The 25341-nt window shown below is 48.3% G+C and carries 15 protein-coding genes; 12 read left to right on the top strand and 3 right to left on the bottom strand.

Annotation, left to right across the window (positions count from 1 at the left end):
* Positions 1-318 precede the first annotated feature (318 nt).
* From BM358_RS19515 to BM358_RS19495, 5 genes are all read left to right on the top strand, one after another.
* Entirely contained in the window at positions 319-648 is a 330-nt protein-coding gene (locus tag BM358_RS19515; protein WP_013311437.1) for an ArsR/SmtB family transcription factor, read from the top strand.
* Between the two features lie 29 nt (positions 649-677).
* Positions 678-2459 carry a SulP family inorganic anion transporter gene (locus BM358_RS19510; protein ID WP_023989820.1) on the top strand — a complete coding sequence of 594 codons (1782 nt, stop codon included), beginning with the start codon at positions 678-680 and terminating at the stop codon, positions 2457-2459.
* A 517-nt stretch (positions 2460-2976) separates the two neighbouring features.
* Positions 2977-4602 carry a S8 family serine peptidase gene (locus BM358_RS19505; protein ID WP_028542492.1) on the top strand — a complete coding sequence of 542 codons (1626 nt, stop codon included), beginning with the start codon at positions 2977-2979 and terminating at the stop codon, positions 4600-4602.
* Positions 4603-5168: 566 nt separating this feature from the next.
* A complete protein-coding gene (locus BM358_RS19500; RefSeq protein WP_028542493.1) occupies positions 5169-10676 on the top strand; it encodes a S8 family serine peptidase in 5508 nt (1835 codons plus the stop codon).
* 305 nt (positions 10677-10981) lie between these two features.
* Complete coding sequence (locus BM358_RS19495; RefSeq protein WP_023989817.1) at positions 10982-11329, top strand: prenylated flavin chaperone LpdD; 348 nt, start codon at positions 10982-10984, stop codon at positions 11327-11329.
* An 11-nt stretch (positions 11330-11340) separates the two neighbouring features.
* Here the strand turns inward: BM358_RS19495 and BM358_RS19490 are convergent, their stop codons facing one another.
* Entirely contained in the window at positions 11341-11928 is a 588-nt protein-coding gene (locus BM358_RS19490; protein ID WP_028542494.1) for a hypothetical protein, read from the bottom strand.
* 223 nt (positions 11929-12151) lie between these two features.
* On the opposite strand from BM358_RS19490, the gene BM358_RS19485 reads away from it, so the two are divergent.
* Together BM358_RS19485 and BM358_RS19480 are read left to right on the top strand one after the other, a co-directional pair.
* Entirely contained in the window at positions 12152-12523 is a 372-nt protein-coding gene (locus BM358_RS19485) for a DUF4190 domain-containing protein (protein WP_025720792.1), read from the top strand.
* Positions 12524-12616: 93 nt separating this feature from the next.
* The gene (locus BM358_RS19480) at positions 12617-12820 is read left to right on the top strand and encodes a hypothetical protein (protein WP_028542495.1); all 204 of its coding nucleotides are present in this window, start codon (positions 12617-12619) and stop codon (positions 12818-12820) included.
* A gap of 190 nt (positions 12821-13010) precedes the next feature.
* Here the strand turns inward: BM358_RS19480 and BM358_RS19475 are convergent, their stop codons facing one another.
* Positions 13011-13163 carry a DUF1540 domain-containing protein gene (locus tag BM358_RS19475; protein WP_023989813.1) on the bottom strand — a complete coding sequence of 51 codons (153 nt, stop codon included), beginning with the start codon at positions 13161-13163 and terminating at the stop codon, positions 13011-13013.
* 297 nt (positions 13164-13460) lie between these two features.
* Positions 13461-14648 carry an enoyl-ACP reductase FabV gene (gene fabV, locus BM358_RS19470; RefSeq protein ID WP_028542496.1) on the bottom strand — a complete coding sequence of 396 codons (1188 nt, stop codon included), beginning with the start codon at positions 14646-14648 and terminating at the stop codon, positions 13461-13463.
* Between the two features lie 189 nt (positions 14649-14837).
* Between fabV and BM358_RS19465 the strand changes: the two genes are divergently transcribed.
* From BM358_RS19465 to BM358_RS19445, 5 genes are all read left to right on the top strand, one after another.
* Positions 14838-21062, top strand: a complete 6225-nt coding sequence (locus BM358_RS19465; protein WP_091002050.1) for a WIAG-tail domain — start codon at positions 14838-14840, stop codon at positions 21060-21062.
* A gap of 157 nt (positions 21063-21219) precedes the next feature.
* On the top strand, positions 21220-21726 hold the full coding sequence (locus tag BM358_RS19460) for a hypothetical protein (protein ID WP_028542194.1): 507 nt from the start codon (positions 21220-21222) through the stop codon (positions 21724-21726).
* A gap of 168 nt (positions 21727-21894) precedes the next feature.
* Positions 21895-22605, top strand: coding sequence for a response regulator transcription factor (locus BM358_RS19455; protein WP_023989808.1), 711 nt, complete (start codon positions 21895-21897; stop codon positions 22603-22605).
* 2 nt (positions 22606-22607) lie between these two features.
* Positions 22608-23987, top strand: coding sequence for a sensor histidine kinase (locus tag BM358_RS19450; RefSeq protein ID WP_028542195.1), 1380 nt, complete (start codon positions 22608-22610; stop codon positions 23985-23987).
* A 214-nt stretch (positions 23988-24201) separates the two neighbouring features.
* A complete protein-coding gene (locus tag BM358_RS19445) occupies positions 24202-25269 on the top strand; it encodes an ABC transporter ATP-binding protein (RefSeq protein ID WP_013311421.1) in 1068 nt (355 codons plus the stop codon).
* Positions 25270-25341 lie beyond the last annotated feature (72 nt).

The raw sequence follows: 25341 nt of genomic DNA, 5'->3' as shown, positions 1-25341 counted from the left end.
CATGTCGCCCGAACGGGGCCGATGAGACAAAAACTCAAATATGTGGTTGTATCGTGCTGCCTGTCTGTCGTTATCATATAAAGCTCGGTCATGTCTGTCGGCCCCCTTTTCTTAAAGTTAATTGCTATGTTAATGGAAACCTGTGGAAGCTGTCAACCCCTGAAAGGTAGAAGTGTGGGAGAATGTGACTTTACTCATGGTGAAGTGTGAGTAACATCATAGTTCAATTGGCCCAAAGCTGTTATTGTACTGAATATTCAAATATTCAGATATTGTTGATCGTTTATAGGACAATTCTGTGAGGGGGACGGAGCAGGCATGGAAGGAGATCTCCAGAAATTTAAGGCCGACTTTTTCAAAGCATTGGCTCACCCTCTGCGCATCCGCATTTTGGAGGTGCTGAGTGAAGGAGAACGGAATGTGAACGAGCTGCAGACTGCGCTCGGTTCCGAAGGTTCTGCCGTATCGCAGCAATTGGCCGTTTTACGGGCCAAAAATTTGGTGAACAGCTTCAAGGAAGGTACATCGGTTGTGTATTCACTACGTGATCCGCTTTTGACGGAGCTGCTTGCGGTGGCGCGGCGGATTTTTGACAATCATTTGGTCGAAGCTATCTCGTTGCTGGAAGGTATACGTAACGAGAAGTAATGCTATTACAGAAAAGAAGGGTTATAGGAATGAAGTGGATAGGAAGGTTCGAAGGCTATAACGCAGGGGCTTTGCGAAAGGATCTAATTTCCGGAAGTATTGTAGCGATTGTGGCGATTCCGCTCGGTATGGCGTTTGCCATTGCATCAGGAGTAAAGCCGGAATATGGGCTGTATACGACCATTGTTGCGGGAATTTTGGTTTCGCTGCTGGGAGGGTCCAAATTCCAGATCGGAGGACCTACAGGTGCATTTATTCCGATTTTGCTGGCTATTGTCATGCAATACGGTTATGAGAACCTACTCATAGCCGGTTTTATGGCGGGCATTATGCTCATTTTAATGGGTGTGCTAAGGCTGGGGGCACTGATTAAGTTTATTCCCAAGCCAGTAACAATTGGCTTTACGGCCGGAATTGCCGTGACAATATTCAGCGGTCAGATTGCTAACTTTCTCGGCTTGCGCGGGGTAGAGCGACATGAAACTTTTCTGCCTTCCATGGCAGAGCTCATCCATCGACTTCCTTCACTGAATGTATATAGTATCCTGACGGCTTGTATCTGTCTTGCCGCGCTTATTTTGGTGCCTAAAAAATGGCCCAAGATACCCGGCTCACTGGTTGGCCTACTCTTGTCAACGCTGGTGGCAGCTTTACTTTTTCCAGGGCAGGTGGCTACCATTGGATCTGCGTATGGCGCAATTCCAGCATCTTTACCTGAGCTACATATTCCTGTGATGACGTGGGATTTGATCGTGAAACTCTTGCCGCCAGCACTTGTTATTGCAATGCTGGGAGCTATTGAATCTCTGCTTTCAGCGGTGGTAGCTGACGGTATGACGGGAGCCAGGCATAACAGCAATCGTGAACTGGTTGGACAAGGGATTGCTAATTTGCTGACACCGCTGTTCGGAGGTATTCCTGCGACAGGTGCAATTGCCCGCACCGCCACAAATATCCGTAACGGTGCTGTTTCTCCTATGTCAGGCATCGTACATGGGTTCGTGGTGCTCCTCATTCTGGTGCTTTTTGCACCTTATGCATCTAATATTCCGTTGGCCAGTATGGCTCCGGTGCTGATGGTAGTAGCGTGGAATATGAGTGAGCGCAAGCATTTTGCGCACATTCTCAAAACGCGGACAGCGGATTCTATTGTGCTGGTTGTCACCTTTTTGCTGACGGTATTTACGACGCTGACAACGGCTGTGGAGGTGGGTTTAATTCTGGCGGTTGTATTGTTTGTTAAACGTATGAGCAATACACTTTCAGTAGACAAGGTACTTCCTGATCCTTCTGTAAAACATGAAAAAGTAGGCGCGCATATGGTCACAGATCAGCATGATTGTCCACAGGTGGCTATTTACAATGTGGAAGGCCCTCTATTTTTCGGTGCAGCTTCGGTATTGGAAAACTCAGGTGTGGGAGGTCAGACTGACCACCTACAAGGGATTTTGTTGTTGCGTATGGGAAAGGTCCCTTTTATGGATATGACGGGAGAAGGTAACTTTACCGCATTAATTCAGAAATACCGGAAGTCTGGCGGGACGGTGCTTGTTTCCGGACTCCAGCCTCAACCGCTGGCATTACTACAGAAAACCGGATGCTACGACATGATTGGACAAAAGCATTTTTTCGAACATACAGGAGAGGCCCTTACGGCTGCCCTTGCGCTGGTGAATCAGGATCATTGCTGTGGATGCAGGCAAATGGCTTTCCGAGAATGTACGAGTCTGTGCCGCAGATCGCAGCAAACCAAATCTTCCTTTCCAGACGGAGCCATTTCGGTTCCCTTACCAGTAAATAGCGGCAGATAACACTCTTTTAAATTTGTTGCTGAATGCCGAAAAATCTCTTCTAATCTCCGAAACCAAGTGCACAATGAAGACTTGCATTTGCTTCGAAAATGGAAGAGATTTTTCTCTTCTTAAAGAAAAAAAGGAATAAAATTCAAAAAAATGCTTGAATATCTGATTTTATGACACTATACTAGATTCAAAAGATACCATATGTTTCATTCTTTTGTTTTAAATTGTATTTTAATACTTGCTTATCAACCTCCTCGATCACTTCTAGTTTCTTACCCTACCTTTTTCTTCATTTTTTTCACTTACTATTTTCAAACTTGTCCACCTGTTCCTACCCGATGCTCGTTCTTTGCGGTCTGCACCAAGGGTTATTCACCTCAGAATGATGACCTATGGATTTCACCCCAGCGAAATCTATATTTTTTAAAGGAGGTGAGTACCAGAGGCTATTTTGTGAGCTTTTGACGTAGCTACTCGGAGGCTGTCCTTGAGAATTAAAAAACCAAGTAAAGGGAGATGGAAAGTATTGATTAAGTCGAAAAATATCAAAAAGACGCTGTCGGTCAGTTTTACCGCTCTTCTTGCTTTTTCTCTAATTTCTCCGGTATATGGAGATTCCAGCACAACCACCTCAGCAGGAGGATCAACCATTTCCGCCAAGGTTTCAGCCAAGCTGAACCAACAATTCAGTTCCAGTGAGTATGTCACCTATCTGGTTAAATTGAAGGATCAGGTGGATACGGAGTCAGTTGCCAAGCATGCTTTCCAAAAGGCCTCTGCAGAGCAAATTTCACCGGCTGCTGCTAAGCTTTCTGTACGTACAACGGTTGTGAACTCTCTCATGGATACAGCAGAAAAAACGCAACAATCCGTGGAAGAATACTTAAAGAAGGAAGTCAATAACGGAAACGTCAAAAAATACAAGAGTTACTTTATCGTGAACGCATTTGCGGTAACCAGCACCAAAGAGGTCATGGATAATCTCGCCACACTTCCTGAGATCGACAAAATTTTACCGGATGAAAAGCGGGAACTGCAAAAGGTAGAAATAGATAAGGATGCCCAGCCCGTAGTTGAGGAATCTACAGCTGACCAAGCGGTTGCAGATCAAGCCGCTGTAGATACGGCTGTGACGGAAGAGAATGCGCAAAAATCGGTGGAAGAATCCGTGTATAAGGATGCGGTAACGCCAAGCCGTGTCGAGTGGAATATTTCTAAAATCAAAGCACCACAGGTTTGGGCCAAAGGCATTGACGGCAAAGGCATTGTTGTCGCCAATCTGGATACAGGCGTTGAATATACTCACCCGGCACTGAAAAGAAAATGGCGTGGTCTGAACGCTTCCGGCCAGGTCGTTAATCCAGAACTGAGCTGGTATGATGCGGTTAATGGAGCATCGCTGCCAACTGATTCAAATGGACATGGTACACATACGATGGGGACGAGCGTTGGCTCGGACAGCAACGGTACGAATGAAATCGGTGTTGCTCCCGGCGCCAAATGGATTGCGGTTCGAGTATTCAATCCAGATACCACCGACTCCATCTTACTGGACGGTGGACAGTGGATTCTTGCTCCTGTAGATAAAAACGGTAAAAAGCACCCTGAGCTTGCACCGGATGTGGTGAATAACTCTTGGGGCGGTGGACCTGGCCTGGATGAATGGTATCGTCCAGTCACCAAGGCGTGGAGAGCGGCTCAGATTTTCCCTGAGTTCTCCGCCGGCAACACAACACTGTCCAATCCGGGCGGACCTGGGTCTGTAGCCAATCCGGCGAATCTACCGGAAGCTTATGCGACAGGAGCCACGGACGTAAACAACAAGCTGGCCAGCTTCTCGCTGCGCGGTCCTTCTCCTTATGGCGAAGTGAAGCCTGAAATTTCGGCTCCTGGTGTAAACATCCGTTCTTCTGTACCGGGCGGAGTGTATGAGGGGGGATGGAACGGTACTTCTATGGCAGGCCCGCATACTGCTGGATTAGCGGCATTACTGCTTCAGGCCAAGCCATCTTTGACTGTGGATCAACTGGAGGATGTTATTTCAAAAACAGCGACGCCGCTGACAGATAGCCAGTATCGGACTTCACCGAACAATGGTTACGGATATGGTCTGATCGACGCGCTTGCTGCGGTGAACTCCGTACTTAAGTGAGGATTTTGCAAAAATCCTATAAGCGACTTCCAATGAACAAGATATAGAGCGAAAGATAGGATTAAGAAAGACCCCCGAAAATCCCTTTGAGCGGCTCGTACAGAGATTGCATACACCTATTAACCGTGTAATGCACTATTACGTAGCCGCAAAAAGGGGTTTTCGTACATAAAAGAATATAAAAGTCATAGAATTTCAAGAAAAATGCAAAAAAATGACTTGTATATCTGTTTTGATAACTTTATACTATTCCATAATATATGATTATATATCAATTTTTAATATAAAATGTAATGATATAACATGTTTTTCTTCGAAGTTCTCCTGCTTTTTCTCCTTGGTTTCTACTGAATTTCATCGCTTCCTATTGGGATTGTAAACTCACCTATGAAGTACCACCACCTATGAACAGCCAAATATTTTTGTGCCTCTATATTCTATGAAGGAGGTGGTCGCCAACCACATCGTGTTGCGCAACCCGTGTGTTTGATGTGTAAAGTATGAGGTCTTACTCTGTACAGGTTATTCCAGAAACATTAAACCCAGTAAAAGGAGTGGAGAAGTAATTGATTAAACCTAAACGATTCAAGAAACCACTATCTATCGGACTATCTTTGCTAATGGCCTTTTCCTTTGTTCAACCCGCTTTGGCGAATAACACACCAGATGGCTCCAAGCTGGAGCTGAAATCCGCCTCGCACAAGGTCACGACCGCGAAGGTATCCCCGAAACTGACCAAACAGTTTGAGGAGAATAACTATGTTACCTATCTGGTCAAATTAAAAGAACAGGTAGACACCAACAAGGTTTCCAAAAATGCTCTTCAAAAGGCCTCACTTGAGAAAATAACACCTTCCGCCGCCAAAATGGCTGCACGCAGCCATGTGATCAGTTCTCTGCGTGAAACGGCTTCAAGAACCCAATATGGGCTTGAAAATTATTTGGATAAGCAATCAGAGAGCGGCGGAGTGAAGGAATATAAAAGCTTTTTTATTGTCAATGCATTGGCTGTAACAAGCACCAAGGAGGTGCTGGATCATATTTCGCAGCTGCCTGAGGTCGATAAAGTCTTGCCGAATGAAACGCGTTATCTGCAAAAGGTGACGGTTGACAAGCAAGCAGAGGGAGCAAATGCCAAAACGGCTGAAACAGCTAAAACAGTGACAGCAGCCGCGGCGAAGTCTACGACGGTAGAGAAGGCTGTAGAGCTGGAGAAGGACGATGGCAAAACATCGGCTAAGCCTGGCAATGCAGGTAAGAACGCTGTAGACCCATCTACGGTGGAATGGAACATATCCCATATTAACGCACCACAAGTGTGGGAAAAGGGAATTGACGGAACCGGAATCGTGGTTGCCAATCTGGATACAGGTGTAGATTATACACATCCGGCCCTTCATCGCAAATGGCGGGGGCTGGACGCGGCAGGCAATGTCGTGAATCCCGAGCTGAGCTGGTACGATCCGCATAGTCATGCGACGCTTCCGGTCGATCAGGAAGACGATTCCCATGGTACACATACGATGGGCACGATGGTCGGCTCTGAGGAAAATGGAACGAACCGAGTTGGCGTTGCACCTGGTGCGAAGTGGATTGCGGTTCGGATTTTTAATCCGGAAACGACGGATGCGATTATACTGGATGGCGGTCAATGGCTGCTTGCGCCAAAAGATGCCCAAGGGAATCTTCATCCCGAGCTTGCTCCAGATGTAGTGAACAACTCGTGGGGAGGCGGACCGGGTCTTGATGAATGGTTCCGGCCTGTGGTTCAGGCATGGCGGGATGCTCAAATCTTCCCCGAATTCTCCGCAGGTAATACCTCTCTTTCCAATCCGGGCGGACCTGCCTCGGTAGCCAATCCGGCAAACTATCCGGAATCCTTCGCTACTGGAGCCACGGATAGCAATGATAATCTGGCCAGCTTCTCCTTGTTAGGACCATCACCCTATGGTGAGGTGAAGCCCGAAGTTTCCGCGCCGGGTGTAAATATCCGGTCATCTGTGGCTGGTGGCGGCTATAAAGGCGGGTATAACGGTACTTCCATGGCGGGACCTCATGTTGCGGCCCTTGCAGCTCTGTTGCTGCAAGCGAATCATTCTCTTACCGTAGACCAGCTTGAGGAAATTTTGATGAACACAGCTACACCGCGCACGGACAGCACATATCCTACTTCGCCAAACAATGGCTACGGACATGGTGTCATTAATGCGCTGGATGCAGTCGGTTCGGTCATGCAAGGTCTGGGCTCCGTGTCTGGTAAAGTTGTAACGGGTGGCGACGATCTGGAAGCACCTGTTCTCGAGCATACACCGCCCGCAGCGGCATTCGAGGGTATTGATATACCTCTGACTGCTCATGTAACGGATGATGTCGGCGTGACGGCCGTTGAGGCATTTGCCAAAACAGCAGGTACGTCAAACTATGTATATATTCCGTTGGAACGGACCTCCGGCGACAGCAAAGATGGTACATATCAAGCGTCCATCCCGACTTTTTTGGTGGACAGCGCTGGTCTGGAATACTATATTCGTGTAAATGATTACGGTAATAACGGATTTGAAACTGAAGTATACAAGGTTAAAATCTCCAAAGGCGTAAAACCAGGCTACACACAAGACTTTGAAAAAGACATTGCCGGTATTAATATCGGTGGACAGGGCAGTGTTTGGAAATGGGGAACTCCGACAAGCGGCCCTAAAAGCGCACATTCGGGTACAAAGGTCATCGCGACTAATCTCGAAGGCCAATATCAGGCCAACTCCAACAGTTATTTTATGGCCCCTCCGATTGATCTGACCGAGAGCTCAAAAGGGGCGCTGGTCAGCTTCAAGCATTGGTACGATCTTGAAAACAATTCTGATTTCGGCAAAGTGTACGTAGCAACCACAAACAATCAGAATGCGTTTGAGCAGGTATTATCGTTTACTGGCACCAGCAATGGCTGGAAAACACAATATCTTGATTTGCGGGCATTCGCGGGTCAAAAAGTATACCTCCTGTTCAACTTTACTAGTGACAATACGGTTGTGAAAGATGGCTGGTATATTGACGATCTGTCGATTCAGGAGCCAGACACCGTTGCACCTGCTGCGCCGAGCAATTTGACTGCTGAAGCAGATACTGTGGGCAACGTCACACTGGCCTGGAATGCTTCCTCCGATGATGATGTGAAGCAGTACAAGGTGTATCGTTCTACCCAATCAGGCAAAAATTATACTTCCATCGGTACAACCTCAGCACTGACACTCACAGATACCATCACGGTCGGTGGAGCGACCTATCATTATGCAGTGGCGGCTGAGGATTATAGTGGCAATGAAGGAATCAAGTCGAATGAGGCTTCTCTGAGAGTAGACGTGCCGGATACGCTGTATAGCGATCATTTTGACGGCAGCTCGGATAATGGCTGGACTCATTCCGGTACCAAGGATGAGTGGGAACGTGGCATTCCGAAGGAAGTAGGACCAGAAAGCGCAGTGTCCAGACCAAATGTGTGGGCAACCGATCTTGATAGCAATTATGAGAACGGAGCTGAATTTTCGCTGGTTTCTCCAAAAATTAATTTGCAGGCTGTACGCAATGCAACACTGACCTTCAATCACTGGTTTGAAATTGAGGCCGGCTATGATTACGGTTATTTGGAAGTGTCCAAAAACAATGGCGACACGTGGAGCGAGCTGGGCAAGTTCTCTCACAATACGAATGGGAAAAAGTGGACTCCGGTTTACTACAATCTGGATAGCTACACCGGCAATGAGATCCAAATTCGCTTCCGTTTGAAATCGGATAACAGTGTGAACAAGAACGGCTGGTACATTGACGATTTCCGTGTGTTGGGTATTCCAGCTGCGACAGTGACCAAGGACATCGTACCTGAGTCGAATATCAAGCTGGAAAAAGCGGAAGAACAGTTCCCGCTGTACAAAATTACAAGCACTGAAAAGAGTGAATTCCAGGAGAAAGTGAAGCCGGCAGAAACAACGGTGGATAGTGGACGTGTCGGGCTCGACAGTCTTCCAGCCAGCGCTACGGTTACGGTATTGGAAACCGGACGTTCGGTGAAAACGGATCCGACCACGGGCAAATACAGCTTCACCCATGTAGCAGGCGACTATACGCTGAAGGCTGAAGCCTATGGTTATGTGCCTCAAACGAAAGCAGTCACGATTGAGAATAACAAAGTTATTAGAGCAAACTTTAGCCTTCAGGCTATACCTCACGGTACGATTCACGGGGTCATTACCGACAAGCAATCCGGTGAACCGATCCAAAAAGCGAAAGTGTTGGTGCTGGAGGATGCACGTATTGCTCCGGTAGAGACGAATGAGGCTGGAGAATTTACGCTGGACGTGCTGGAAGGAACATACACATTGTCCATTTCAGCTGAGAATTATTATAGCGACAGTGTATCCGTTATTGCTCCTCCGAATGGTAGCGTGGAAGCGAATGTCACGTTGAAACCTTTCATCGGGTTCCAGGGAGGCATCGCCTACGATGACGGGACAGGAGAAAATGCCAGAGCCTTTAACGCGGCAGGCAATTCATGGGCAGTCAGAATGACGCCTGAGTCGGAAGTGGCTCAAGTGACAGGAGCATCGCTTTTGTTCTGGAACTCTGCCTTCCCGAATCCGGGAGGAACGGCATTCCAATATTCTGTCTATGACGCCTCCGGTGCGGCAGGAGCGCCTGGACGATTATTGGCTGGTCCATTCGACGGGACTGCCGTGCGGGACGAGTCACAATGGACGACGGTGCAGCTTCCAGAGCCGGTGACGGTTCAAGGTGACTTCTACATCGTATATACACAGTCTGCTGTAGGCACACAGTCGCCGGGTCTTGCTACAGATGAGAGTGGCCCGAATGCACTTCGCAGCTGGCAAGGTGTAAGCGGCGCATGGAGCCAATCACCTGAGGAGGAAGGGAATTACATGATCCGGGCTATCGTCAGATATCCGGTGAATGCTCCAACGATTACGACTCCTACGAAGGCTACGTATACGCAGGAAGAGTCGATTACCGTAACAGGAACTTCCCCGGCAGAAGGAGCCGATATTCAGCTCTTTAACGGTAAGGAGCTGGCTGGCACAACGAAAGTGAAGGATCGCCACTTCAGTTTGTCGGTTGATCTTCAACCAGGAGCTAATCCGCTAAGTGTTCAAGCAGCGGTATACGGCAAATTAACGGATCGTTCCGAAACGGTGGTTGTGACACTCGATCAGACTAAACCGGGTCTGATCCTGACTTCACCTGATGAAGGGGCCCGTACAAACGCGGGTGTAGTCAGTGTAGTCGGTACCGTGTATGACGAGTTCCTCACCGAATTGACGATTAATGGTGAGCCCGCTGAATTTGGAAGTGACGGCAGCTTTAACAAGCGGTTGCTTATCAACGAAGGTGAAAATCAAATTACGGTGACGGCCAAGGATCTTGCCGAAAACGAAACAAGTGTTACGCGCTCGGTGTATGTCGATACAGCTCTGCCGAAGCTTGAAAACATTAGCCCTGCTGAGGATGTGCGTATTACTCCAGGGCAGCCGGTACGAGTATCCTTTGACAGTGCATCCGGTTTGGAGGCGTCCTTCCATGTGGAGCTGCCTTTCAACCTGTCCACTTTGGGCCGCAACGATATTCCATTAAATGAAACTTCGTCAGGCCACTATGAAGGAACTTATTTCACTTCATCTTCTCTGAATCTGGAAGGCGGAGTCATCGTGATCCGGGTAAGGGATGCAGCGGGAAATGAAGTGGAGACGGAGGCACCGGGAAGATTGTATGTAACCAATGGTGGAGGACAGAACCCTGATCCGAATCCATCCAATGAGAAGCCGGTAGCCATTATTCAGGCTAATGAATCAGCTAAGAAGAACAAAAATGTACAATTTAACGCCAAAGCTTCCCGTGATGTAGACGGTGAGATCGTTAGTTACAGCTGGAATTTTGGCGATGGCGATACGGCGGTCGGTTCCAAGGTGAAGCATAAATTCACCACAGCTGGAACGTATACCGTAGAGCTAACGGTAACGGATAATGACGGCGCAAGTGGTAAGACTGTGCATACGATCACGATCCGTTAACAGCCAGTAGGAAAGGAAATGCTTCTTTTAGAATAACAATGAAGGCCCACAGCAAGCCACGGTTTATAGAGGCTGCTGTGGGCCATTTTTAAATTGTCGAACCGTTCAAGAAGCGGTACAATGAGTAGAACTCTATAAAGTGAATCGTTTCACAATAGAGGATTTTGCAAAAATCCAATAAGCGATTTTCAATAAACGATATATAGATCGAAATGGTCTAGTTCGTCTATATATTGCACTTTGGAGCGACTGGAATCGAATTTTGCAAAATCCTGAATAATATTTTTTAGCAGGAGAGGATCCTATTGATTCATTTGCAAAAAGAAAGCGGACGTATCCGTCTTGTGCTGGATGCCTATTTTATGGGGGAAGATATCATTGTACTCATTTCAGGCGGTGATCAGCCTCATTTGGGAACGATTACAGCAGGGGCCAGACTCGAGCCGATTCAAACTGTGCAATTGCAAAATCACAAGGAGTTTTATATTACCGAAGAAATTGCAGTTCGCTTGCGAAAAGAGTTTGCAGGCAATTTTGCCATTTGCTGCGGGGCACATTTAGATCATGCAACCAAGGATGAAATCCGAGTGCTGACAGATATGGCTATACAACTGGGAAAAGAGCTCATTGGAGAACTCAAGCAAGCACGCTAGTAGCGACCTTTTTAAGTGAACTCCCGAAAGAGCAGATTGCGATATGGGTACTTACTAAAGGGATACTTAAATAGCAATGCAAAGCCATCATCCTCAATTTGTACGGATTTCAGCGCAGAGGATGGAATCAAACTACGGATCATGACATGAACTGCACGCTGGTCTTGTCTGTTGATCGCTTTGGCAAAGGCAGAAGCAAAACATGGATTGCGTGCCAATTCGCGATACAGCGGAAAAACGGCTTTTGCAATGGCGCGATGAACTCTCGGCTCAAACGTAAACTGCACAGTCCCCGGTGGAATCGTCGTTCCATTCGTATAATAGAGCATCGGTGGCTGAGCTAAAAAGGAAATAAAGTAGCCGATGCCATTCGTGCCTAAGCCTTGTTTGGCGGCAAATGGTGCTACTGAGCAGAGAAGGGATTTCATCCGATCCAAATTGCCTTGAACGACAGCTCGTGACCATTGAACTGCAAACGCACGGCGAGTTGCAATAGCTTTGTAAAATGGCAGCATGGCAGTGGAAATTATCCTAAGTGTGTTTGCATTTAAACGTTTGTGAGGCGAGCCCTTTCTGCGGGATGTTGCACGATATAGCATAGCTCCGACCTCCTTGGCAGGATGCTCTCATGGAGCGCAATTGATCTGTAACAGGTACAATACTGTATGCCCGGTTACCTCAAAAAGTGCTAATATCGCTAGGTTTCTTCTTTTTAACGTTCTAATTTAAAAATTCGAAATAAGTACTGTCCTGATTTGTAAGATTGTGGTACCCTAGAACTTATATAATTGCTATTTTTCGTATTGGAGTTGAATTTAACAGATGAGTGATTTGTACAAGGAGCCTCGATCTTCCGATCCTTTTCAGGAGACGAACGATTATAACGCCCCATTTAACCCGCCCCCAGTAGTTCCACCTACAAATAGTAAAGCTGTTGCCTCGATGGTGCTCGGGATTTTATCTGTTGTCATTCCCTATATTGGGTTGATTATCGGAATTGTGGGTATTATTTTGTCCAGTCTTTCCCTGAAGGAAATTAACCGTCATGGCGAGCAAGGCAGAGGTATGGCCATTGCTGGATTGGTATGTAGTATTATCGGTACACTGATTTATACACTGATCATCATTTTTATAGTTATTGTTTTTATTGTAGCGGCCTCCAGTGGCGATCCGGATATTTTTTCAGACATTTAATCAATTGAAGAATGCTTGAGTCAGACAAACCATTCACGATTTGACGATTGGATGCTATGATAAAAGGAGTCCAATGAAGGAGAGTGAAGCCGTATGGCACGTACTCAAACACAAAAAGCGCTGAGCAAGGCAAAACGCGCTGGAATCTATTGCGCGGCACAAAGCCGCAAAACGAATGACCATTATGGCGAGATTTCACAGCACATACGAGTGAAGCCGACCAAGCAAGAACAATTACAAAAGGTCAAGCACAAGAAGCGAATCGTTCAGAGCGACGCTTCTTTTTTTTGTCTTTAGAGAGAACAGCAGTGTCCTTGTCGGCTTGGATTTATAAAGTAGCAGAGAAATGATTGTATACAAGCGAATAGCGTTTTTCTGTACCGAAAAAGGACTTGATAATAATTATCATTATTGTTAGAATATCATAAGAAAGAAGGAACCCGGGCATGGGCTCCTTCATTATAAAACTAGGCTTGAAATCAAAGATTTACTTGGCTTCGAAGGTTTTGCAGTCTGTTTCTTCAGACTTGTGAGTGTCTTCAGGTCTGTTGCTTACGATGTAAATGGAGCTAGCGCTGCATTTATTCTCTTGGGCCCAGTGCGTACATGAATTGACTTCACACAGAACGTCTTTTGCCATGTGGTACACCTCCTTATATGGATGTGGTGGGCTGAGCAAATAAAATCACGGTCAGTCAAGGTAGGACTTGTCCAACTGTGTTTACCCTCTTGTTAGGAAGAGGGACTTTGCTATGCCTACTTGTACAATATCAAATGAATTTTAAAATTGCAATGTTTGCTTCATTTTGCAATTCAGAGCGGACACAAGTGTCCCTTTTAATTAAAAAACAAAAGCTGTCCTCCAAGCAGAACGAAATGTTTTTCTGCTGGAGAACAGCTTTGTTTGTTTTTCTGACATAATGACGGTATTAAAGGCTTAGCGCACGTTGGGAATATTTACGATGGGATCAATGTCAGCATCATAGTCTACACCCTCGAACTCAAAGCCGAACAGTTGGAAAAATTCGTGACGATATCCTTCAAGATCTGACAATTCGTAGATATTGTTGGTCGTCAGCGCCTCCCATATCTTCTCAACCTCTGCCTGTACGTCTTCGCGCAGTTCCCAATCATCAATACGAATACGTCCTTCTTCATCTACAGGAGTTTCTGGTGCGTACAGACGCTCAGCAAACAGGCGGTAGCTCTGTTCTACGCACCCTTCATGCAGCCCTTTTTCCTTCATTATCTTATATAAAGCAGAAATATACAGAGGAACGACAGGGATAGCGGAGCTAGATTGGGTAACGAGTCCTTTGGTGACTGCGACGAAGGCGCGTCCGCCTGTAACTTTCAGCTGATCGTTCAGCTGATGTGCTGTCTCCTCCAAATGATCCTTTGCACTTCCGATACTGCCTTCTCTGTAGATGGCTTGCGTAATATCTGAACCAATATACGAAAAGGAAAAGGTTGTTGCAGTATCAGCCAATACACCGCCTTCACGCAAGGCGTTAATCCACAATTTCCAGTCCTCACCACCCATAACCTCTACAGTTGCTTGTACTTCTTCTTCTGTTGCGGGTTCAAGCGTCACGCTGCTGACTTCCCCGGTGTGGAAGTTAACGGTCTTGTTTGTGTAAGGCTTACCAATAGGTTTGAGCACGGAATTAAACGTTTCGCCTGTGCGGGGATTTGTACGACGACCTGAAGCGACACTGTAAATCACCAGATCGACTTGTCCCAGTTCTTCGCGAATGGCTTCCACCGTTTTGGATTTGACCTCATCCGAGAAGGCATCGCCTGTTACGCTTAAGGATTTAAGCCCAGCTTCCTGAGCAGCTTTTTCAAATGCAGCAGAATTGTACCAGCCTGCCGATGCTGTACGTGTGGCGGTAGCATTACTAGGGCGATATACACCAATTGTATTGGCACGCGCACCGAAGGCGGCAGTAATGCGAGAAGCCAACCCATATCCGGCAGATGCCCCGATCACAAGTACATTACGGGGTCCTTGGATAGCAGGACGGGCCTGTACATAGTCAATTTGCTCCTGAACATGTTGGGCACAGCCCACCGGATGAGCAGTGGTGCAGATAAAGCCACGTGTTCTTGGTTTGATAATCATGTTATTGTAATTCCTCTCTTCTTGTAGCGATCTTCACCCTTACTATTTTAACTTTTAACTATTTTTTTTCAAACGTGGATTTTAGTAAGTATCCTTTTTACCCAAAAGTGTATCCTTGCACGGGGTGGCAAGTGCCTAAGTGCCTGCATATGATGCTGTAACGATAAATATGAGAAGGGAGAGAGCTGCTTGAAGAATAAGAGCCGCAAAACCATAAGAAACAAAAAGCCGCTCTATAGTGTAATTGACCCGGATATGAATGAATTAAGTATGATACATCGCGTGAAGCCACAGCCTGCGGAGAGGGAGACAGAAGCAAGACTTCATCAAGTTGCTTCTCCGCCTCCCCCAACCAAAGAGGAGCCGGAGCTACAGACTGTTGTCGAACCTGAAGTCGAGGCTTCGCATGAGACGGAGGTTGAATTTGCGGATGCAGAGGAGACTCAAGTGTCGATGGAGGAACCCCAAGAGCTAGAAGCAGAGCCGGAGCCAGAGCCAGAACCTGATCCAATTGATGTGGAGGAAATTTTGAGCAATAAGAAGGCTCCGCATATAAACAACGCTTTCATTTATACAGACGATTTGAGCGATCTCGCTGTAACGGGTGAGAAGATCGCTCCCGCTTCCATAGATTCCAGCAAGCTGAAGCAAGAGAGTATCCACACGGAATCTCTGGCGGATTATGCCGTTCAAACGATTAAGATAGCCGACGGTGCTGTGACTTCTTCGAAGATTGCCCCGGACTCCATTACGGTGGAACATCTGTCGGACGCATCGGTGGCAGGCAGTAAATTGCAGGATCGCTCCATCAGTGGTGAAAAACTTCGAGATGGTAGCATCACTCCAGAAAAGCTGGCTGATAAGATTATCAGCGGCGATCATATTGCGAATGGCTCCATTGAGAGCCGTCACTTCAAGCAATGGATCGTGTCTTCAGATATGCTTCAAGATCAGGCGGTTACATCTGATAAAATTCGCAGTGGTACGATTCAATCGAACAATTTGGCTAATGAAGCTGTCGATAGCTCCAAGCTGGGCGATCAATCTGTGACCACTTCCAAACTGCGGGATGGGGCTGTGGATGCGGCTAAAATCCAAGCTGGCAGCATTGAGAGTGCACACCTGACCGAGCATGCCGTTCATGCAAGGCATCTGGCCCCCGGTTCGATTAATCGCAAGCAGCTATCCAATGGAATTGTGGGCAAGGAACAATTGGAGGAAGGTGTTGTCAGCGGGCGTCATCTGGAGTCGGAGGCAGTTACCAGTTCGCATATTCAGGCTGGAGCGATTGAAAGAAAGCATCTGAGTCCTGGCTCCATTGGGGAAGAGCAGCTTGGAACGGGCCAAGTAACAGCCCGTCACCTGGCGGATCGGAGTATTCAGTCCAATAAACTGGCAGATCAGTCTGTAGGCTCATTGCAAATTGTCGATCAATCCGTCACTTCATCCAAGATATCGGATCAGAGCATATTACCACACAAAATTGCCGACGAGGCGGTACTTACCAGACATATTGCTACAGCAGCCATACAAGGTCCCCAAATTTCTCCGGAGGCAGTCTCTTCCGTACACCTCCAGTCCGAAATCATTCGAAAGAATCATATTGCATCGGAGGCGGTTACGGAGCAACATTTGCATTCCGGGGCTGTGACGAGCGAGAAATTAGGGAAGGGAGCAGTTCTGGAACACCATGTGGCGAATCAGGCTGTCAAGGAAAATCACATTGCTTCGAGCGCGATTAAGTCTGACAAAATCGCTGACGAAGCAGTGACAGAACCTAAAATTGGCAAAGGGGCGGTAACCGGAAATAAGATTGCCTCTCAAGCCATTACACACGTACACATTGCAACGGGGGGAATTCGTGAAAACCACCTTGCCGACAACAGTGTGGGTGGAAAGGCATTGCAGGCTCAATCCGTCGATTCGGCCCATCTGGCCCAGAGTTCTGTTTTGAGCAAACATCTTGGGGAAGACAGTGTTGGAACCTCGGCTTTGCAAGAACAGTCCGTTACCGCGGACATACTAGGTGAAGGCGCTGTTCAAACCGCGCATTTGGCCAGCGGAGCGGTGTACTCCCATCATTTGCAGGATCATGCTGTTACTTCGCTGAAACTATCGCCGGAAAGTGTGGCCACGGATAAAATCAATGATTTGGCGATTACGGCTCCTAAGTTAGCTGAGGGTAGTGTCACTTCCTCTAAGTTGTCTGCTCGCTCCGTGCAGCCGTGGCATATTACGGATAAAGCAGTGCAGAGTAACCATCTGGCTGTTGAAGCGGTGGAGGCGAATCATCTCGCTCCGGAATCCGTCACCTCTAATCATTTGCAATCTGCATCGGTCCAAACCAAACACCTCGCCCCCGATAGTGTATCCGGTCATGCGCTTCAGTCGGAAAGTGTCACCTCTGAGAAGCTAGCAGCCCGTGCTGTGCAGGCTCCCAATCTGGCGGAAAATAGCGTGGGTCCCGGACATTTGGCTGCGCAAGCCGTACACACTCGGCATTTGGCAGCAGGAGCAGTACAGGAGACGGAATTAGCCCAGAATGCTGTGAAGTCTGCACATCTTGCGCCCGAATCCATCCAATCGGAGCACTTGCAAAGCGGGGTCATTCAGGGAGAGCATATCGCATTGCAGGCTATAGCGACTCCGGCCTTACAGGATGAATCGGTCACCTCTGCCAAACTGTCGGAGGGAAGCGTAACTCCCACGAAACTGTCTGCCCATGCCGTGCAGTCCGGACATATTATGGACGAAGCTGTACAAAGCAACCATTTGGCTGTGGCGGCCGTGGATTCGGCACATCTGGCTGCAGGAGCGGTCACCTCGGTGCATCTACAGGCTTCCTCGGTGCTCACGAGACATTTGGCCCCGGATAGTGTGTCAGGTCGTGCGCTTCAAGCGGAAAGCGTCACCTCGGAAAAGCTGGCAGCGCGCTCGGTACAAGGAATGAACCTCGCGGAAGGCAGCATCGGCCCTTCACATCTTTCTGCGCAAACGGTGCACACTCGGCATCTGGCAGCTGGAGCAGTACAGGATAGAGCACTGGCAGAGGGTGCAGTGAAGTCCGTGCACATCGCACCGGAATCCATCCAGCCACATCATCTGCAAATTGGAACCATTCAGGGAGAGCACATCGCATCACAGTCCATATCGACCGATGCTTTGCAGGATGAGTCCGTTACGTCCGACAAACTGGCGGATAAGGGCGTGACTGCCGCCAAGCTGTCTGCCCACTCGGTCCAGCCGTGGCACATTACAGACGAAGCGGTGCAAGCCAAACATTTGGCAGAAGAAGCCGTTCAGTCCAATCATCTGGCCCAGGAATCGGTCACCTCTACCCATTTGCAGGCTTCAGCGGTGCTTGCGAGCCATCTGGCCCCGGATAGCGTATCCAGTAGTGCGCTTCAAGCAGAAAGCATCACCTCAGAAAAGCTGGCGGCACACTCGGTGCAAGCGACGCATCTCGCGGAAGGCAGCGTTGGCCCTCCACATCTGTCCACGCAAGCGATACACACCCGGCACTTGGCAACGGGTGCAGTACAGGACAGAGCGCTGGCAGAAGGGGCAGTGAAATCCGTGCATATCGCACCGGAGTCCATCCAGTCGCATCATCTGCAAACGGGAACCATTCAGGATGTGCATATCTCCTCACAGGCGATATCGACTGATGCTTTGCAGAATGAGTCCGTTACGTCCGACAAATTGGCGGATGAAGGCGTGACTGCCGCCAAACTGTCTGCCCACTCAGTCCAGTCGTGGCACATCACAGACGAAGCGGTGCAAGCCAATCATTTGGCAGAAGAGGCTGTCCAGTCCAACCATTTGGCCCTGGAATCCGTCAGCTCTGCCCATTTGCAGGCTTCGGCGGTGCTTGCGAGCCATCTGGCCTCGGATAGCGTATCCAGTAGTGCGCTTCAAACAGAAAGCGTCACCTCGGAAAAGCTGGCGGCACACTCGGTGCGAGCGTTAAATCTCGCGGAAGGAAGCGTCGGCCCTTCACATCTGTCCACGCAGGCGATACACCCCCGGCATTTGGCACCCGGCGCAGTACAGGACAGAGCGCTGGCAGAAGGGGCAGTAAAGTCTGTGCATATCGCACCGGAGTCCATCCAGTCGCATCATCTGCAAACGGGGACCATTCAGGGTGTGCATATCGCCTCACAGGCGATATCGACCGATGCTTTGCAGGATGAGTCCGTTACGTCCGACAAATTGGCGGATGAGGGCGTGACTGCCGCCAAGCTGTCTGCCCACTCGGTCCAGCCGTGGCACATTACAGACGAAGCGGTGCAAGCCAATCATTTGGCAGAAGAGGCCGTCCAGTCGAACCATTTGGCCTCGGAATCCGTCACCTCTGATCATTTACAGGCTTCCTCGGTGTTTGCGAGACATCTGGCCGTTGACAGTGTGTCAGGTCGTGCGCTTCAAGCAGAAAGCATCACCTCGGAAAAGCTGGCGGCACGCTCGGTGCAAGCGACGAATCTCGCGGAAGGAAGCGTCGGTCCTTCACAGTTGTCTGAGCATGCCGTACACCCCCGGCATTTGGCACCTGGCGCAGTACAGGACAGAGCGCTAGCAGAAGGGGTAGTAAAGTCCGTGCATATCGCACCGGAGTCCATCCAGTCGCATCATCTGCAAATGGGAACCATTCAGGGTGTGCATATCGCCTCACAGGCGATATCGACCGATGCTTTGCAGAATGAATCTGTTACGTCCGACAAATTGGCGGATGAGAGCGTGACTGCCGCCAAGCTGTCTGCCCACTCGGTCCAGCCGTGGCACATTACAGACGAAGCGGTGCAAGCCAATCATTTGGCAGAAGAGGCCATCCAGTCGAACCATTTGGCTCCGGAATCCGTCACCTCTGATCATTTACAGGCTTCCTCGGTGTTTGCGAGACATCTGGCCGTTGACAGTGTGTCAGGTCGTGCGCTTCAAGCAGAAAGCATCACCTCGGAAAAGCTGGCGGCACGCTCGGTGCAAGCGACGAATCTCGCGGAAGGAAGCGTCGGTCCTTCACAGTTGTCTGAGCATGCCGTATACCCCCGACATTTGGCACCTGGCGCAGTACAGGACAGAGCGCTGGCAGAGGGGGCAGTGAAGTCCGTGCATATCGCACCGGAGTCCATTCAGCCGCACCATCTACACCTTGGAACCATTCAGGGTGTGCATATCGCATCCCAAGCAATATCAACTGATGCTTTGCAGGATGAGTCGGTTACGTCCGGCAAACTGGCGGATGATGGCGTGACTGCTGCCAAAATATCTCCTCATTCGGTCCAGCCGTGGCATATTACGGACGAAGCGGTGCAAGCCAATCATTTGGCAGAAGAGGCCGTCCAGTCGAGCCATCTGGCTCCGGAATCCGTCACCTCTGCTCATTTGCAGGCTTCGGCAGTGATGACCCGGCATATTGCGCCCGGGAGTGTATCGGTTCACGCGCTCCAGGCAGGCAGCGTGAACGCTGAGAAGCTTGCGCTTCGGGCGGTGCGTGCTTCGAATCTGGCAGAAGCCAGCGTAAACTCCGTCCATTTGACGGAGCATGCCGTACACGCTCAGCATTTGGCCGATGGGGCGATCCAAGGGTCCGCACTGGCAGAAGGCGTGGTGCAGTCCAGGCATATCGCGCTGGATTCAGTCCAGTCGGAGCATCTGCAGGCAGGGGCTATTCAGCCACAGCATGTAGGCTGGCAGGCAGTGGCTGAGGATGCTATACAGGAAGGAGCGGTGACGTCCAGCAAGCTGGCAGATGGAACGGTACAGTCCCGCCATGTGGCTGAGGAGGCTATTGCAAGCCACCACATTGGAGAGGAAGTTATTGATTCGCATCACCTAAAGCCGGGCTCGGTGACACTGGCTCAGCTGTCCACAGATATACATCTCTCGGGACTTTTGCCAGAGGAAGGCGTCAGTGGCGACAGACTTCAGGCAAACAGTGTATCTCGCAGCCATCTGAAAGCTCAGGCCGTCGACAGCGAGGTGCTGAGCCCAGAAGCCGTGGGACCAGAGCATCTGCAAGCGGCTGCGGTACAAAGCCATCATGTGGCAGAGCAGAGCATTGAAGGTCATCATCTGGTGGAAGGCTCGGTAGGCTCACGTGAGCTGGAGCTGAACGCAGTGAAGCCGGAGCATTTGAGCATCACCCCGGTCCGTACTTGTGCGAATCAGCCAGCATTGCAGCAGTTTGGCAGAGCGCCGTTTCTTTTGAAAGGCAGTGAAGGAGAGACGGAAGTGACCATTGTATTCGGGGAGCCTTTTGTAAACCCGGACTACACGTTGGTAGCGATGACGAACCACCCTCTCTTTCATGCGACGCTGAAATCTCAGACGCCGAATGGAGCAGTGATCGTCGTAACCAAGTGGAACGAAACCGCGCATAACTACGGTATTATTTCCTGGATCGCCATTGGTTAGTGAAGATGGTTATTGTAAAACTCATAGCGTGCAGACTCATGTATTTTCTAAATACAGGGCTGCACGCTTTTTCATATACTTTTCACACATTTGCTCCACAATTATCCCGAATTCTCCTGATAAGCTAAAGATACTTTAAAGGAGAGGTGATTCAATCATGAAAAAATGGACTAAAAATGCAGCAGCCGTATTAACCGTAGTAAGTGTATTGGGAGGAGCAAGCAGCGCATTCGCCGCTACAGCAACAACGACTCCAGCGAGCACTGCATCAGCAATCAAAGCTCCTGCGGTTACGACTCCGGCTACCAAAACACCGGCAAAATCACCTGTGACGAAAACACCTGAGGTGAAAGCACCCGTTAAAAAAGCTACAACAGCTCATAAAACAACAACCAAAGCGAAGAAAGCCCCTGCCAAAAAATCCGTTGCGAAAAAAGTGGCAAGCCACAAAACAAAAGCAGTGAAAGTGCAGCATCGTACAGTTAAACATCATGCAAAAAAACATAATGTTGTTAAACACAAAGCAACAACTCATAAAACTCGTGCACATCATGTCGTAGCTAAAAAAGTGACCCACAAAGCTCCAGTTAAAAAAGCAGTTCCAGCCAAAGCAGCTCCAAAAACAGTCAAAACAGCTCCAAAAACAGTAACAACCAAGAAATAAGACTGATATGTAGTTAGCATTCAGCTCGCCTGGCATATACAGCAGCGATTCATGATAAGAAAGACGGGACCGGGAACGGTATACCCGTCTTTTGTCTATTCTGCTGGGCTTCTGTTAAGCTTAAAGAGAGGATGGAAGCATCCAGAACAACGGCAAGGGGTTAAGGTCATGACAAAAATAGTAGTAGTGGATGACGATGTGTTCATTCTGCAATTAATATCTGAATATTTGAAAAAAGAATCCTACGAGGTCACTTCCTTTTCCAGTGGTAAAACACTGGTAGAGCATATCCGTACGAACCGTCCGGATTGTCTCGTTCTTGATATTATGATGCCTGGCATTGATGGGCTTTCTCTACTGACTCAGCTTCGTGAGTTTACGGAAATGCCGATCATTATGATCTCTGCCCGTGGAGAAGAAAACGACCGTATTCACGGGCTGGAGCTGGGATGCAGTGATTTTTTGACTAAGCCCTTTAATCCAAGGGAGTTGGTAGGAAGGGTCAAAGCGATGCTGAGACTGAGCAAGGCCGGAATGTCTGCATCAGACGATAGGCAAGCGGCAGAAAGCGCAGATATATGCCATGCGGGCAATCTGTGTATTTTTGCTGACTTTCGTAAAGTGACAGTGGACGGACAAGAGCTAAATTTGACCTCACGTGAATTCGACCTGCTGCTGTTTCTTGCGAATCATCTGGAAAGACCTTTCGGCAGGGAACATCTGATTCAGCAGGTGTGGAGCTATGATTTTATAGGTGATGTGAGAGTCGTGGATGATTTGGTCAAGCGGATTCGTAAAAAGTTAGCTGAATATCACTCTACGCTCGTCATTAACACCGTATGGGGCTTCGGATATAAAGCAACAGTTCAGGAGTTGTAACCATGCGTACGATGAGAGCTAAAATACTGCTTTCCCTGACCATCGCCATGCTTATTACCGTCTGTATTACGGTGGTCTTATTCATCAGGCTTATCGACGACATTCTGGTGAATCAGGCCAAATCCAAGCTTCATGAGCAGGCACGCAAAGCCGTCCATATTATGAGCGACGGAGGCTTTGATCGACTGGATAATGCTGAATTTAACTATGTTATCAAGGGCGTGCTTTTATCTGCTGATTACTTTATTTTAAGCACGGATAACCGCATCATCGACTCAAGCGTCTCTGGAATGGAAGGCAAAAAGATAGAGCGTTTGCTTTTGATCCGCCAAGGATTTTTTGCATCGGTTCATCCGTCTGCCCAGGATCTGACCGCTACACATGAAGGGGTGGCTGTGCTTCAAGGTAAAAAGGTACTGTTTACGAATGAAGAATTGCCCGGACAACCTTTTCGTATTTTTGTATACTCACCCTTATCTTCTTTGCGAGCACTGTATGTACCGTTAATGAGAACCACATTACTGTCTATCATCGCGGGTTTTTTGGTGATTCTCGTCATTGGTCTGATGGTTGTCTCACGTCTGGTGCGTCCGCTCAAACGATTGAAGGAGGCGGTAGGCAACTACGAACCGAATCAGCCGCAGGATAGTGATTTTCCGCAGGCGGATAAAAGTGAGATTGGCGAGCTGATCAGCACCTTTCATTCCATGTCCGCCCGTATTCAGCACCATCACCAGGGTCAAATTGAATTCCTGCAAAATGTATCTCACGAGCTAAGGACACCGTTAATGTCCATTCAAGGCTATGTATATGCCATTCAGGATCAAGTGGTATCCCAGGACGAGGGGCTAAGTATCATCAAAGTGCAGTCCCAGCGGTTAATTGATATGGTGGAAAAGCTGCTGCAGCTATCGAGGTTGGAGGCGCTGAATGAAGAATGGCCTGTCTCTCTGGTTGATCTTAGAAGCATGGCGGAGGATGCTGTTCATCTATTGATGCCGGTGGCTGCTGAACGTTCTATCTCGCTTCGAGTGGAGGGAGAGGGCCTGCATGTGGCCGTTCCGGCCGAGCAATTGTTCCGTATGATATTGAATTTGTTGCAAAATGCAGTTCGGCACACCTCTACGGAGGTTGTCATTCATTTGGAGACAGGGACAACACCGGAGGTTGTATGGGTTATGCATGTGGATGATGATGGGGAAGGGCTGACTGAACAAGAGGCAGCCGAGGTATTTGGAAGATTCTATGCGGGCTCGAATGGTGCCACAGGTCTTGGATTGGCTATTTGTCGTCAAATTGCTACCCGATTGAACGGAGAACTACTCTGCACACGTTCGCCATGGGGTGGAGCACGCTTCAGCTATATCCAGCGCATGTTATAAATGAGTACAGAAATGGTTAAAAATGATCGTTTTTTCGGACAAACATTCCATTTATATAACATGGTGTGAAAGGTTTTTGATGATATTTTAGATATAGCTTGACTGGTAGGTACTAAACTGAGTAAAATTAATCGTATATACCTTGACTCATGGACGTCGTTTTTTTAGATAGTGGTCAATAATAGTGATGAATAATAAATGAAAGAGTGATGAGATGAACCGCCTTTTGGAAGTGAAGGACTTAACGATATCTTTCAAGACCCGTCAGGGACTAGTGCAGGCCATTCGTGGCGTAAACTTTCATGTCAATAAAGGAGAGACGCTGGCGATTGTGGGCGAATCCGGCTCAGGCAAAAGCGTAACCTCACAAGCTGTTATGAAGTTGATTCCGACCCCTCCAGGGATTTATCAAAAGGGTCAAATTATGTTTGACGGACAAGAGCTGATTAATAAAACAGAGAAGCAGATGCAAAAAATTCGTGGTAAGGAAATTGGCCTGATTTCTCAGGACCCAATGACTTCGCTTAACCCGACGATGAAAGTGGGCAAGCAGATCACGGAAGTGCTTTTCAAGCATGAAAAAATATCCAAGGATGCTGCTCGCAAGCGGGGTATTGAGTTGCTGAATCTGGTAGGTATTCCACATCCTGAACAGCGTTTTAACCAATATCCGCATGAATTTAGTGGCGGTATGCGTCAACGTGTCGTCATTGCGATGGCATTGGCTGCTAATCCGAAACTTCTGATTGCCGATGAGCCGACGACTGCGTTGGACGTAACGATTCAAGCTCAAATTTTGGAGCTAATGAAGGATCTTCAGAAAAAGATCGATACTTCCATCATCTTTATTACCCATGACCTCGGTGTTGTGGCGAAGATGGCTGATCGCGTTGCCGTTATGTACGCAGGACAAATCGTGGAAACAGGTACGGTTAATGAAATTTTCTATAACCCGAAACATCCATATACATGGGGCCTTCTCGCTTCTATGCCAAGTTTGGACAGCCATGGTCAGAAGCTGGCAGCTATTCCGGGAACACCTCCGGATCTGCTTCACCCACCTGTAGGGGATGCTTTTGCAGCCCGCAGTTCTTATGCTATGAAAATTGACTTTGAGAAAGAGCCTCCACTCTTTCAATTATCCGATACGCACTTTGTGAAATCATGGTTGCTGCATCCAGATGCGCCTGCGGTTGAGCCACCAGAAGCGGTAAAGGCTAAACTTCGCAAGCTGGATAACGCATTTGAAAAGCCGGTTTTGGTAGAACAATACGGCAGTTAAGGTGTGTTATAATTTGTAATTAAACAAATGAAAAATAAAAAAAGGGCTGTTCTCTCCGTGTGGAATCATTCT

The organism is Paenibacillus sp. cl130 (assembly GCF_900116035.1).
Lineage (GTDB): Bacteria > Bacillota > Bacilli > Paenibacillales > Paenibacillaceae > Paenibacillus > Paenibacillus polymyxa_B.
This window is presented reverse-complemented; position numbering and strand designations above follow the sequence as displayed.